The organism is Phycicoccus avicenniae, assembly GCF_050496545.1.
In the GTDB taxonomy this organism is placed as follows: Bacteria; Actinomycetota; Actinomycetes; order Actinomycetales; family Dermatophilaceae; genus Phycicoccus; species Phycicoccus avicenniae_A.
Window position 1 is genome coordinate 105,330 of the sequence record NZ_JBNVZV010000008.1, and the last position, 12,336, is coordinate 117,665.

General features: G+C 74.0%; 11 protein-coding genes. 5 read left to right on the forward strand and 6 right to left on the reverse strand.

Going from position 1 to position 12,336, the window contains the following annotated elements; all coding sequences use genetic code 11:
• Positions 1-24 precede the first annotated feature (24 nt).
• On the forward strand, positions 25-1,389 hold the full coding sequence (locus ACQZ2A_RS09175; RefSeq protein ID WP_430209842.1) for a glycosyltransferase: 1,365 nt from the start codon (positions 25-27) through the stop codon (positions 1,387-1,389).
• Here the strand turns inward: ACQZ2A_RS09175 and ACQZ2A_RS09180 are convergent.
• The 4 genes from ACQZ2A_RS09180 to dxs form a co-directional block, all read right to left on the reverse strand.
• Positions 1,377-2,003 (reverse strand): hypothetical protein, encoded by a 627-nt coding sequence (locus ACQZ2A_RS09180; RefSeq protein WP_430209844.1) that lies wholly within the window; start codon positions 2,001-2,003, stop codon positions 1,377-1,379. The genes ACQZ2A_RS09175 and ACQZ2A_RS09180 overlap by 13 nt on opposite strands.
• Before the next feature lie 301 nt (positions 2,004-2,304).
• On the reverse strand, positions 2,305-3,090 hold the full coding sequence (locus ACQZ2A_RS09185; protein WP_430209846.1) for a maleylpyruvate isomerase family mycothiol-dependent enzyme: 786 nt from the start codon (positions 3,088-3,090) through the stop codon (positions 2,305-2,307).
• Positions 3,091-3,134: 44 nt separating this feature from the next.
• The gene (locus ACQZ2A_RS09190; RefSeq protein WP_430209849.1) at positions 3,135-3,794 is read right to left on the reverse strand and encodes a class I SAM-dependent methyltransferase; all 660 of its coding nucleotides are present in this window, start codon (positions 3,792-3,794) and stop codon (positions 3,135-3,137) included.
• A gap of 4 nt (positions 3,795-3,798) precedes the next feature.
• On the reverse strand, positions 3,799-5,667 hold the full coding sequence (gene dxs / locus ACQZ2A_RS09195) for a 1-deoxy-D-xylulose-5-phosphate synthase (protein ID WP_430209852.1): 1,869 nt from the start codon (positions 5,665-5,667) through the stop codon (positions 3,799-3,801).
• 224 nt (positions 5,668-5,891) lie between these two features.
• Between dxs and ACQZ2A_RS09200 the strand changes: the two genes are divergently transcribed.
• Together ACQZ2A_RS09200 and ACQZ2A_RS09205 are read left to right on the forward strand one after the other, a co-directional pair.
• Positions 5,892-6,539: a DUF3105 domain-containing protein gene (locus ACQZ2A_RS09200; RefSeq protein ID WP_430209855.1), complete on the forward strand. Its 648-nt coding sequence runs from the start codon at positions 5,892-5,894 to the stop codon at positions 6,537-6,539.
• A gap of 11 nt (positions 6,540-6,550) precedes the next feature.
• Complete coding sequence (locus ACQZ2A_RS09205) at positions 6,551-7,195, forward strand: DUF305 domain-containing protein (protein ID WP_430209858.1); 645 nt, start codon at positions 6,551-6,553, stop codon at positions 7,193-7,195.
• Between the two features lie 5 nt (positions 7,196-7,200).
• Here ACQZ2A_RS09205 and ACQZ2A_RS09210 read toward each other — a convergent pair whose 3' ends face one another.
• Entirely contained in the window at positions 7,201-7,659 is a 459-nt protein-coding gene (locus ACQZ2A_RS09210; RefSeq protein ID WP_430209861.1) for a hypothetical protein, read from the reverse strand.
• A 111-nt stretch (positions 7,660-7,770) separates the two neighbouring features.
• Here ACQZ2A_RS09210 and ACQZ2A_RS09215 point away from each other — a divergent pair, with 111 nt between their 5' ends.
• Positions 7,771-9,480 (forward strand): nitrite/sulfite reductase, encoded by a 1,710-nt coding sequence (locus ACQZ2A_RS09215; RefSeq protein ID WP_430209864.1) that lies wholly within the window; start codon positions 7,771-7,773, stop codon positions 9,478-9,480.
• Complete coding sequence (locus ACQZ2A_RS09220; protein WP_430209867.1) at positions 9,477-10,193, forward strand: phosphoadenylyl-sulfate reductase; 717 nt, start codon at positions 9,477-9,479, stop codon at positions 10,191-10,193. Before ACQZ2A_RS09215 ends, ACQZ2A_RS09220 begins: the two co-directional genes overlap by 4 nt.
• A 31-nt stretch (positions 10,194-10,224) precedes the next feature.
• Here the strand turns inward: ACQZ2A_RS09220 and ACQZ2A_RS09225 are convergent, their stop codons facing one another.
• Entirely contained in the window at positions 10,225-12,336 is a 2,112-nt protein-coding gene (locus tag ACQZ2A_RS09225) for a glycogen debranching N-terminal domain-containing protein (protein WP_430209870.1), read from the reverse strand.

The following is a 12,336-nucleotide window of genomic DNA, read 5'->3' on the forward strand; positions in this document are numbered from 1 at the left end:
CCGCGGCCCCCGTGGGGCGCGCCCGTGCCGGCCAACCGCTGGGACCTGGTCGAGGGGCAGGACGCGCCGGTCCGCACCGTCGGTGTCGTGGTCCTCCACTACCGCCAGCAGCGTCAGCTCGAGCGCACCCTCCAGGCGCTCGCCCGGCAGGACTACCCCTCGGAGGCGATCGAGGTGGTCGTCACCGACGACGGCACCGACCCGCCCCCGAGCGTCCCCGACGGTGTGGGCCTGGTGACCCAGGAGGACCGCGGCTTCCGGGCTGCCGCCGCGCGCAACGCCGGTGCTCGGCGAACCCGAGCAGACGTGCTCGTCTTCCTCGACGCCGACTCCACGCCCGAGCCGTCGTTCCTCCGTGCCGTCACGCGGCTCCCCCGGTTGCTGCCGGAGGCCGTCGTCGTCGGCCGGCGACGGCACGCCGACCTCGCGACCGTCCCGGTGGACGCGCCCATCGAGACCTCTGGGCCCGAGCACGAGCTGACCGAGCCGGCCTGGCTGCGGGAGGCGTACGCCGGCTCGTCCGACCTGCTCCACGCCGACGCGCTCTCGTTCCGCCACGTGATCGGTGCGGCGATGGCGTGCAGCCGATGGTGGTTCGACCACGTCGGTGGCTTCGACGAGGGGTTCACGACCTACGGCGGCGAGGACTGGGAGTGGGCCGCGCGCGCGTGGGAGGCCGGGGGCCTGCTGGCCCATGCCGCCGACGCGACCGTCTGGCACGACGGGCCCGACGCGGGCGCGGAGCCCCGGACCTGGGGTATCGAGGGCGCCGGCCACGCGAAGGACCTGGAGTCGCTCGCCGTCGCCGCTCGCGTCGGCGTTCCCGGAGTCACGACCCGTGCCCTCGACCTGGGCGCGGACGACGTGGTGGTGACGGTGTCACCCCGGTTCGACCTCGCGGGCCTCGTCATCACGCTCGACCCTCTCCTCCAGGCCGCTCCGACCGCGCGACTGCTCCTGGGTGGTCGCCACGCCGCGCTGCTGCCCGACGAGCACCGGGTGCGTCGTCGTCCCGACGCGGACGTCGACGACGTCCCCGACATGACGCTGCTGGACGCGGCGGGGCGTTTCCGGCGCCACGTCCACGTCCATGCGCCGGCCCACGCCACCCCCGCGACCTGGCACCGACTGCTCGCCGACGTGGACCGCGCCGACGCCCCCGCACGGGTGGCCGTCGAGCACGACGGCCGGCCGCTCCTCGAGGTCCGGTCGTTGCGCGCGCTGCGCCGGGCCTCGTTGTGGGACAGGCCGAGCCTCGCTACGCCGCACACCGTGTCCGCCGCAGCGGCGGACGTCACGCCCACCGGTTCCGGCGTAGCGGGTCTTCTGCTGAAGGCCGGGATCGCAGGACCAGAGGGGCCGGGTCGGTCGCGCGGTCAGAACGCGTAGCGGAACCGCTCGAGGTCCGCGGCGTGGGCGGTCTCCACGAGGGCGCGGCTGGCGGCGTCGTACGCACGCCAGTAGGCACGCTCGCGGTCGGTGACGTTGGTGGGCGCGACGGTGAGCTCGATGCCGAGGAGACCGCGGATGTCGTGCTCGAGGTGCTCCATGCGGAGCACGACATCGGCTTCGTCGACGTGGCCGCGGTTGATGCGACGCTCGCCGGGGCCGTCGATGGCCAGCGCCAGCCACTGGTCGAACTCGAGCGTCACGGCGTCCACGATGCGCCCGACCGCCCCGGGGGTGGCGTACACCCAGGAGTCCGGCTGTCTCAGCTCGTGCACCCAGCGACGGCGGCTGCGTTCGTACTCGGCGACGTAGAAGTCGAACGGGTTACGCGTCGTCGTCACCACGCGCAGCCCGTGGTCCGACGCCAGGAATCCACCGCTCAACAGCTGAGCAGCCGTCGCGTGCTTGACGTCGATGCCGTCGACCCGTGCCTCGTCGGCGGCGGGAACCTCGACGACACCACCGCGGTCGAGCAGAGCCGCGCGCAGCGCCGTGCTCGCCGTGCCGGGTGCGGCCGTGAACAGAAGCCCGGCCCCTTGGTCCAGCAACGCCATCAGAGGATCCTGTCGACGAGAGGCATAGCAAGTAGCGCGGCGCAGAACGCAGGTGTCATGAGAGGAGTCTCGGCGACGGGCTCGTCGCGTCGCGTGATCGGTGCACGAAGATCGGAGCCACGGACAGCATCTGAGGACCGCAGTGGAGCCGAGCGCCCAGGCACGTCGCGCCCACGGGTCCACGCCGCTCAGGTCGTGTTCGTGCGGATGCCGTGACCGACGCCCCAGCGGCCGTGCGACTCCGGCCCCGACGCCGCTGAGGTCGTCGTCGGTCACCTTCCCGATGAGCTCCCGGCGCCCCTCAGTACCCGGGGAAGACCCTGCGCAGCTGCTCGAGCGTGACGGCTCCCGACACCGCGACGTCCGCAGGGGTGTGCGCCGCGGTCAGCCGGCCCGAGAGCAGGCGGGCGACGGCGTCGGCAGACCCCTCGAACCGGGCGTCCGTCCCGCCACCGCTCGGCACGAGCGTCACCGAGTCGTCGATCGCGAGGTCGTGTCCGAGCGGGACGAGGTCGATGCGCACAGGACCGGCCACCTGGTCCGCCTTCGCGGTGAAACCGAGCATGAACCCCAGCCCAGCGGCAAGGTGCTCGACGAGCAGGGCCGCGGTGGCATCGTCGATCGTCGCGGCCGCGTCGGTCCCGACGCGCACGTCCCAGGAGTGCTGCGCGGCCTCGTTGAGACGCATGCCGAGGTAGTCGCCGACCGGCAACGGAGCGGGCAGGAAGCCGAGGTCGACCCGGAGCCCCGCGCGCTGTGCGGGCGTCAGCCCTTCGACGGCCTCGACGAGCGCGGCGTCGGATGCGAGGAAGCCATCGGCCTGGGCGCGCGGGCTCAGGGCGTTCCAGCGGTCCCAGACCGACTGGTTGAACCCCTCGGGCACCGGGTCGCCGGTGAGGGCGGCGCGCAGAGTCGCGAGACCGATCTCGGCGCCGCTGCCGAGGTGTGAGAGCACCTGCGCGACGGGCCACTCGCTCGCACCCGATGGGGCGCGGAGCTGGTCGTCGTCCAATCTGCGGACGACCGAGGCGAGGTCGTCGTGGGTGGCTCGTAGGGCGGCGACGGTGGCATCAGGGGTCGGCGTCATGGGACTCGCAACCCGGTGGCTGTCACGGATGTTCCCGACGAGGGTCAGGCGGGGCGGCGGGCGAGGACGAAGACCTGGCCTTCGCGCTCACGGCCGAGCGGTTCGCGGACCAGGCGGGCGACGCGCTCGAGGCCGGCGCCGCGCAACAGGGTGAGGAGCTCGCGCGGGCCGCGGTGCCAGCGGAGCAGGTCGACCTCGTAGCCGCGCTCGCGCAGGCGCGCGCCGACGTCGTGCGTGCCCTCCCCCTTCTGCGACGCGACGAGCACGTAACCACCGGGCCGCAGCACCCGTGCCGCCTCCCCCAGCGCCACCGCCGCGTCAGCGTCCGGCAGGTGGATCAGGCTGTACCAGAACATGACTCCGTCAAAGGATGCGTCCTCGAACGGCAGGTCGGTGATCGACGCCTCGCGCACGTCGAGGTCCGGGTGGTCGCGTCGGGCCATCGCGAGCATCCCGGGCGAGAGGTCGACGCCGACGACCGAGCATCCGCGGTCCGTGAGGAAGCGGCCCATCCGGCCGGTGCCGCAGCCGGCGTCGAGGACGAGGGTGCCTCCCCCAGCCATGACGCAGCCGACGAAGTGGTCGACCATCGCGAGGTCGACCGGCGCCTCGGCCTCGGTGGCGGGGAAGGTCGACGCGTAGTCCTCGGCAATCGTGTCGTAGGCGGTGCGGACCTCGTCGCGGCTGCCGCCCTTCACGGACACGACCTCAGCCGAGGCGGGCGCGCAGGGCCGAGGCAACCGCGTCCGGGGTGAGACCGACGGCGTCGAGGACCTGGCCGCGCGACGCGTGGTCGAGGAAGCGGCGCGGGATGCCGAAGGTGTCGACGGTCACATCGAGCGAGGCGTCACGCAACGCCTGGGCGACCTGCGAGCCGATGCCCCCGACGACGACGTTGTCCTCGACGACGGCCACCCGGCCGGCCGACCGGGCCAGTGCGACAAGCGAATCCGGCACCGGCAGCGCCCAGACCGGGTCAACGACCCGCACCCGGTGGCCCTCAGCGGCGAGCTTCTCGGCGGCCGTCAGCGCGGTGGCGGCCATCGAGCCGACCCCGACGAGCAGGACCTCGACGTCGCCCTCGTCCGGCTCGGCGAGGACGTCGACGCCGTCGACGGTGCGCACGGCCTCGATCGGGTCGGCGACCGTGCCCTTGGGGAAGCGCACGACCGACGGGGCATCGGAGATCTCGACCGCCGCCCGAACGGCAGCCGCCACCTGCTGGCCGTCGCGCGGCGCCGCGAGGTGCAGCCCCGGCACGACGCCCGAGATGGTCATGTCCCACATGCCGTGGTGCGACGCGCCGTCGGGACCGGTCACGCCGGACCGGTCGAGGACGACCGTGACACCGGCCTTGTGCAGCGCGCAGTCCATCAGCAGCTGGTCGAAGGCGCGGTTGAGGAACGTCGCGTAGACGGCGACCACCGGGTGCAGGCCCGAGAAGGCAAGTCCCGCAGCCATGGTCATCGCGTGCTGCTCGGCGATACCGACGTCGAAGGTGCGCTCCGGGAAGCGGTCGCAGAACGGCTGGAGGCCGACGGGCATCATCATCGCCGCGGTGATCGCCACGACGTCCTTGCGCTCCTCCCCCAGCGAGACCATCGTGTCGGCGAACTCGTCGGTCCAGCTGCGCCCGGCGATCTCGAGCGGCAGGCCGGTCTCGGGGTTGATGACGCCGACGGCGTGGAACTGGTCGGCCTCGTCGGAGATCGCGGGGTCGTAGCCGCGGCCCTTCTGGGTGATGACGTGGACGAGCACCGGCCCACCGAAGGCGCGTGCCTTGCGCAGCGCGTTCTCGATGGCCTGCTCGTCGTGGCCGTCGACCGGGCCGACGTACTTGAGGCCGAGGTCCTCGAACATCCCCTGCGGGGCGACGATGTCCTTGATGCCCTTCTTGACGCCGTGCAGCGTCTCGTACATCGCGCCGCCGACGACCGGTGCGCGGGAGACGTTCCGCTTGCCCCAGTCGAGGAAGCGCTCGTAGCCGCGCGTGGTGCGCAGGGTCGAGAGGTGGTCGGCGAGGCCGCCGCGGGTCGGGGCGTAGGAGCGCTCGTTGTCGTTGACGACGAGCACGAGCGGCAGGTCGGTCTCGGCGGCGATGTTGTTCAGCGCCTCCCAGGCCATCCCGCCGGTGAGCGCGCCGTCGCCGATGACCGCCACCGTGTGCCGGTTCCGCTCGCCACGGACCATCCGGCCGGCGGCGATGCCGTGCGCCCAGGAGAGCGAGGTGGAGGCGTGCGAGTTCTCGACGACGTCGTGGACGGACTCGGCGCGGCTCGGGTAACCGGAGAGGCCGCCCTCCTTGCGCAGCGCCGAGAAGTCGTGGCGCCCGGTGAGCAGCTTGTGCACGTAGGACTGGTGGCCGGTGTCGAAGACGACGGCGTCGGTGGGGCTGTCGAAGACGCGGTGCAGCGCGATGGTCAGCTCGACGACGCCGAGGTTCGGCCCGAGGTGGCCGCCGGTGCGGGCGACCTGGTCGACGAGGAACTCGCGGACCTCCTGCGCCAGCGCCGGCAGGTCCGCCGCCGGGAGCGCCTTGAGGTCGCGGGGACCGGTGATCCGTTCCAGCAGGCTCACCGCGCCTACCTCCTCGTCCTTCTCGGGTCCGGCTCGGGGACCGGTCGAACCCGACGAGTCTAGGCGCTGCTCCCCCGTCGCCCCGCACCGCGGCGGGCCCCGTCCGCGATCTCCACCGGTCCTCCACACACCGGTCACGCCCCGGGAACTCTCGCGGCGCTCCGTACGCTGGGGAGGGCGAGCCCGGGTCCCTGCCCCCGAGCCGTTCCCCAGGAGGTCCCACCGTGCCGTCGTCGTCCCGAGCCCGCGCCCTCGCCGAGGTGCAGAAGGCCCAGCGGGCCAAGGAACGCCGCAGCCGCTTCCTCGTCGTCGGCGGCGTCTCGCTCGTCGTCCTGGCCCTCGTCGGGGCCGTCGTCTTCGCCGTCCGCACCGAGTCGGCGAACAAGCCCTCGCTCGACGCCGTCAAGACCTTCGAGGGCGTCACCGCGACGCACGTGACTACCCCGGTCACGTACAAGGAGAACCCCCCCGTCGGCGGCGACCACAACCCCGTGTGGCTCAACTGCGGCGTGTACGACGCCCCGGTGAAGAACGAGCTCGCGGTGCACTCCCTCGAGCACGGCGCCGTGTGGGTGACCTACCGCTCCGACCTGCCGGCCGCGCAGGTCAAGACCCTCACCGACAACGTGCCCGACACCTACATGGTCGTCTCCCCCGTCGACGACCTGCGCGCGCCGGTCATCGCCTCGGCGTGGGGCGCCCAGCTCGAGCTCACCGGCGCCGACGACCCGCGCCTCGAGGAGTTCATCCAGAAGTACCGCCAGGGCCCGCAGACCCCCGAGCCGGGCGCGGCCTGCACCGGTGGCAGCGACGGCACGGACGGGACCTACCCGACCGGTGCCGCCGCGCCCTCCCCCTCGCCCTCGTCGTGAGCATCGCGCCCGTGAGCGTCGAGGAGGACACCACGACCGCGGCCGCGCCGTCCGGCGTGCGCCGCGGCCTCGTGGCACTCCTCACCGTGCTCGCCCTCCTCGTGGGGGTGGGCGGCACGCTGCTCGTCCAGCGGGCCACCGACACCAGCCGGGTCAGCGAGTTCGGCGCCGACGCCGGCTTCGCCCGCGACATGCAGACCCACCACCTGCAGGCCGTCGAGATGGCGATGATCATCCGCGACCGCAGCACCGACGAGTCCGTGCGCACGCTGGCCTACGACATCGCTACCAGCCAGCAGCAGCAGGCCGGGCAGATGTACGGCTGGCTCGTGCAGTGGGGCCTGCCGCAGACCGGCCAGCGCCCCCCGATGGCCTGGGTCGGCGGCGAGCACGGTGAGCACGCCGCCACCGGCAAGCCGATGCCCGGGATGGCCACCCCCGCGCAGCTCGACGAGCTGCGGGGCGCCACCGGCGTCGAGGCCGAGCGGATCTTCCTGCGGCTGATGATCGCCCACCACAAGGGCGGGGTGGAGATGGCCGACGCCGCGCTCGCCGACGCCCGCACCGACGAGGTGCGCACCCTCGCGCGGGCGATCAGCCGGGCCCAGACCGCCGAGATCACCCTCATGGAGGGGATGCTCCGCGAGCGCTCCTGACCCGCTCAGAGCCGCGGCACGAACTCGAGGCCGCGCAGGGCGTCGAGGAGCAGGCCTGCCGCGCGCCGGGCCGCGACGAGCCGCACGCCCTCGCACTCGAGGTCGGCCAGTACCTGGGTGACCCCCTCGGGGCCGATGTCGTCGACGAGGGCCACGCGCACCTCGCGGTAGGAGGAGCGCATGGCCTCGAGCTGGGCGTCGAGGTGGCGCACGGCCAGCCAGGCCAGGGCCACCGGGTGGCGCCGCCACGACGGGTAGAGCCGGTAGTCGGGCGGGCAGTGGTCGAGGAGCCAGGCCAGCGCCCGGTGCTCCCAGCCGCGGGTGCCGGGAGGGGGCACGCCCTGCGGCCAGCCGGGCGGTCCGCCGGCCCCGGTGGCGCCGGCCCCGGAGCGCCGGCGCGCGGGGGCCGCCGGGGTGGGCGCACGCAGCGGGGGCCCTCCACCGGCTCCCGCATCGTCGAACACGTGTTCGATGATAGGCGCTCCGACCACATCGTGGACCACGCTGTCGGGAATAACCGGGCGTTATAGATTGCATGACACGTGGTGACTCCCCTGCCTCCGAGGACCTCTGACATGACGACGACGACCGACGCATCGGGCCGTGCCCTGCGTCCGCCGCGCTCCGGCCGCTCCAACGGCCAGTGGGCCGTCGACGGAAAGGCACCGCTCAACGCCAACGAGGAGTGGAAGCAGGAGGACGGCGGACTCAACGTCCGCGAGCGCATCGAGCAGGTGTACTCGAAGGAGGGCTTCGCCTCGATCCCGCCCCAGGACCTCAGCGGCCGCTTCCGCTGGTGGGGCCTGTACACGCAGCGCAAGCCGGGCATCGACGGCGGGCGCACCGCCCAGCTCGACGACACCGAGCTCTCCGACGAGTACTTCATGCTCCGCGTGCGCCTCGACGGCGGGGCCCTGACGCTGCACCAGCTGCGCGTCCTCGCCGACATCAGCCACGAGTTCGCCCGCGGCACCGCCGACATCAGCGACCGGCAGAACATCCAGTACCACTGGATCCGCGTCGAGGACGTGCCCGAGATCTGGCGCCGCCTCGAGGAGGTCGGCCTGCAGACCACCGAGGCCTGCGGCGACACCCCGCGCGTGGTCCTCGGCAGCCCGCTGGCCGGCATCGCCGCCGACGAGATCATCGACCCCACACCGACGATCGACGAGATCACCCGCCGCTTCGTCGGCGACCCCGAGCTGGCCAACCTCCCCCGCAAGTTCAAGTCGGCGGTCACCGGCCACCCGAGCCTGGACGTCGTGCACGAGATCAACGACATCTCGCTCGTCGGCGTCGTCCACCCCGAACTCGGCGCCGGCTACGACCTCTGGGTCGGCGGCGGCCTGTCCACCGCCCCGCGCCTCGCCGAGCGGATCGGCGCCTTCGTCGCCCCCGAGCGTGCGGCCGACGTCTGGCTCGGCGTCATCTCGATCTTCCGCGACTACGGCTACCGCCGGATGCGCACCAAGGCGCGCCTGAAGTTCCTGATGGCCGAATGGGGCCCGGAGAAGTTCCGCCAGGTCCTCGAGACCGAGTACCTCGACGAGCCGCTCCCCGACGGTCCCCCGCCGGCGCCCGCCTCCGGCCCCGGCGACCACGTGGGAGTCCACCTCCAGAAGGACGGCAACCACTACGTCGGCGCCGCGCCGGTCGTCGGCCGGATCAGCGCCGACGTCCTCGCCGGCCTCGCCGACCTGATGGAGGCCGCCGGCACCGACCGCGTCCGGCTCACCCCGCACCAGAAGCTCGTCGTCCTCGACGTCGCTCCGGACCGCCTCGACGCACTCGTCGCCGGCCTCGAGGAGCTCGGGCTCTCGGTGACGCCCGGCCCGTTCCGCCGGCACACGATGGCCTGCACCGGCATCGAGTTCTGCAAGCTGGCCATCGTCGAGACCAAGGCCACGGCAGCCACCGCCGTCGCCGAGCTCGAGCGCCGGCTCGCCGATGTCACCGCCTCCCTCGACTCCCCGATCACGTTGAACGTCAACGGGTGCCCGAACTCCTGCGCCCGCATCCAGGTCGCCGACATCGGCCTCAAGGGCCAGCTCGTGACCATCGACGGCGAGCAGCGGCCCGGCTTCCAGGTGCACCTCGGCGGCGGGCTGGCCTCGGCCGACCGCGACGAGGCCGGCCTCGGGCGCACCGTGCGCGGGCTCAAGGTGACCGCCGACGAGCTCCCCGACCTCGTCGAGCGGCTCGTGCGCCGCTTCCTCGACCAGCGCGAGGGCGGGGAGACCTTCGCCGGCTGGGCGCACCGGGTCGACGAGGAGGCGCTGCGATGACCGCCGTCGCCACCCGCACCCGGCGCTCCACCGAGCAGCTGCGCGCGCTCGCCGAGGACGGCGCCCGGCTGGTCGGCGAGGCCTCGGCCGACGAGGTCGTGGCCTGGGCCGCGCGCACCTTCCCCGGCACCCTGGCCGTCGCCTCCAGCATGGAGAACGCCGCTCTGCCGCACCTGGTCTCGCAGCACGCCCCGGGCGTCGACATCGTCTTCCTCGACACCGGCTACCACTTCGCCGAGACCCTCGGCGCCCGCGACGAGGTCGAGTTCTCGCTCGACGTCACGGTGCGCAGCATCCGGCCTCGCCTGTCGGTGGCCGAGCAGGACGCGGCCTACGGACCGCGCCTGCACGACCGCGACCCCGGCGCCTGCTGCCGGATGCGCAAGGTCGAGCCGCTGCGCGAGGCCCTCACCGCGTACGAGTGCTGGATGTCCGGCGTCCGCCGCGACGAGTCGGCCGCCCGGGCCGGCACGCAGCTCGTGACGTTCGACGAGACCAACGGCATCGTCAAGGTCAACCCGTTCGCCGCATGGAGCGCCGACGACGTCATGGGCTACGCGATGCGCAACCGCGTGCCGATGAACCTGCTGCTCTCCGACGAGTACCCGTCCATCGGCTGCGGCCCGTGCACCGCGCGCGTCGAGCCGGGCGCCGACCCGCGCTCGGGCCGCTGGGCCGGCTCCTCGAAGACGGAGTGCGGCATCCACGACTGAGCCGTGGCCGGCCGGGTGCCCGGCCGGCCGCTCAGCCGACGACGACGTCGATGCCCTCCGGCGCGACCACGTCGACCACGTCGCCCGCCGCGTCGAGCGCGACCGACCACGACCGGTCGCCCAGCCGCAGCCCCTCGACCCGGACCGCCCCAAAGGGGGCGGGCGCCAGCGGTGAGAGCCGCACGGAGCCGCCTGGCGCGTCGGGACGCACGCCGAGCAGCACCTGCACCAGCGCCCCGGCCGAGGCCGCGGCCCAGGCCTGCGGGCGGCAGCTCGCGGGGTACGGGACGGGCCGTCCGAGAACGGGATCCGCGCCGTAGAGCTCGGGCCACCGGTAGTCGCTCTGTGCCGCGACGTCGACGAGCGCCCGCGCGACGGAGGCCGCCGCGTCGGTGCGGCCGGCGCGGGCCAGCCCCAGCGCGCAGATGGCGCTGTCGTGGGTCCATACCGAGCCGGTGTGGTACCCGATCGGGTTGAACGCCGGGTTCGAGCGCGCGAGCGTGCTGACGCCGAGCGGGCCGAGCAGGTCCGGGCCGGCCAGCGCATCGGCGGCGACGGCCTCGCGCGCCGGGTCGAGCAGGCCGCCCCCGAGCACGTGCCCGATGTTGCTGCCGAGGCCGTCGACCGGGCGACCCGAGCCGTCGAGGGCCATCGCGAGCAGCGGCGGCCCGTCCTGCGGCACCCAGAAGCCGTCACGCACACGCCGGGACAGCGCCGCCGCCCAGTCACGCCAGGTGCTGCCGTCCTCGCCGAGCACGTCCTCGAGGAGCGTCGCGGCACCGAGCGCGGCCTCCACCGCGTAGCCCTGCGTCTCGACGAGCGCGATGGGGCCCTCGGCGACGCGGCCGGCGGCGTCGCGCATCGAGTCGCCGGAGTCCTTCCAGCCCTGGTTGGCCAGCCCGGTGCCGCTCTCGTCGAGGTAGCGCAGCAGCCCGTCGGGGCTCTCGGCGGCGGCGCGCTCCATCCACCCCAGGGCCGCGCGCAGGGCGGGGGCGAGCTCGCGGACGACGCACGGGTCCATCCCCCAGCGCCAGGCGTCGTGCAGCAGGCAGACCCACAGCGGGGTGGCGTCGACGGTGCCGTAGTAGGTGCTCGGCAGCACCATCCCGCCCCCCTCCGGACCGAAGGAGCCGCGGCGCACCTCGTGGAGGATCTTGCCGGGCTGCTGGGCGGTGGCGACGTCGTCGACGGTGCCCTGGCGACGGGCCAGCGCCCGCAGCGTGCCGCGGGCCAGGTCGGTGCCGAAGGGCAGGGCGAGCCGGGCGGCCCAGAGCGAGTCGCGCCCGAAGAGGGTGAGGTACCACGGGGTGCCGGCGCCGGCGAAGACGTCGTCCGGCGCGAGCGGGTCGCGCATCGTGAGGTGGCGCAGGTCCTCGAGGGCAGTGGTGACGGTCCGTCCGAGCCGGACGTCCTGGGCCGTGACCGCCACGGCGCCGAAGTCCACGGCGTCCGCGCCGGCCTCGGCGTCGAAGGGGGTCGCCGCCACGCGCTCGCAGCGGACGCGCACGACGAGGGCGACCTCTCCCCCGGCGGGCACCACGACGTCGAGCGCCAGCGTGCCGCCGTCGTCGCCGGCGGTCGCCTCGGCACCCTCCAGCGCGACCCGCACCCGGTGCCTCTCGTCGGCCCACTCGAGGCCGTCGTCCGTGGCGTCAGCAGGCGTCGGGACCGGCTGCGCGACACCGTGCTTCACGTCGTGCAGCTCTGCGCCGTCACCGGCGACGCCGACCTCGACACGGCAGCGGACGTCCTCGTCCCAGCGGTTGCGGACGACGATGTGCTCGTCGAGCCCGAGGTCGACGAGGACCCGCCGGCGGGCGACCTCGACGGTCGGGTCGGGGCCGGGCGAGCCGAGGTGCCGGGCGACGCCGACGGTCTCGGTGACGCCTGCGGCGCTGGCGGAGGCCACCCCCGTGGCGGGGAGGCCGTCGAGGCGCACGGTGAGGCGGTGCAGGACACGGCGGTCGTCGACGAGTACCCCGCTGGCCTCCGCGCCGGGGCGCGCGGCGTCGACGTCGCCGTCGGCCGTGGACAGGGAGGTCACCGGACCGCGGACGGCGACCTCGAGCTCGTGGAGCCACGGCTGGCGCGAGCGCGGCTCTGCCGGTGCAGGGTCTTGACAGGGCGGCGGCGTCGGATGCAC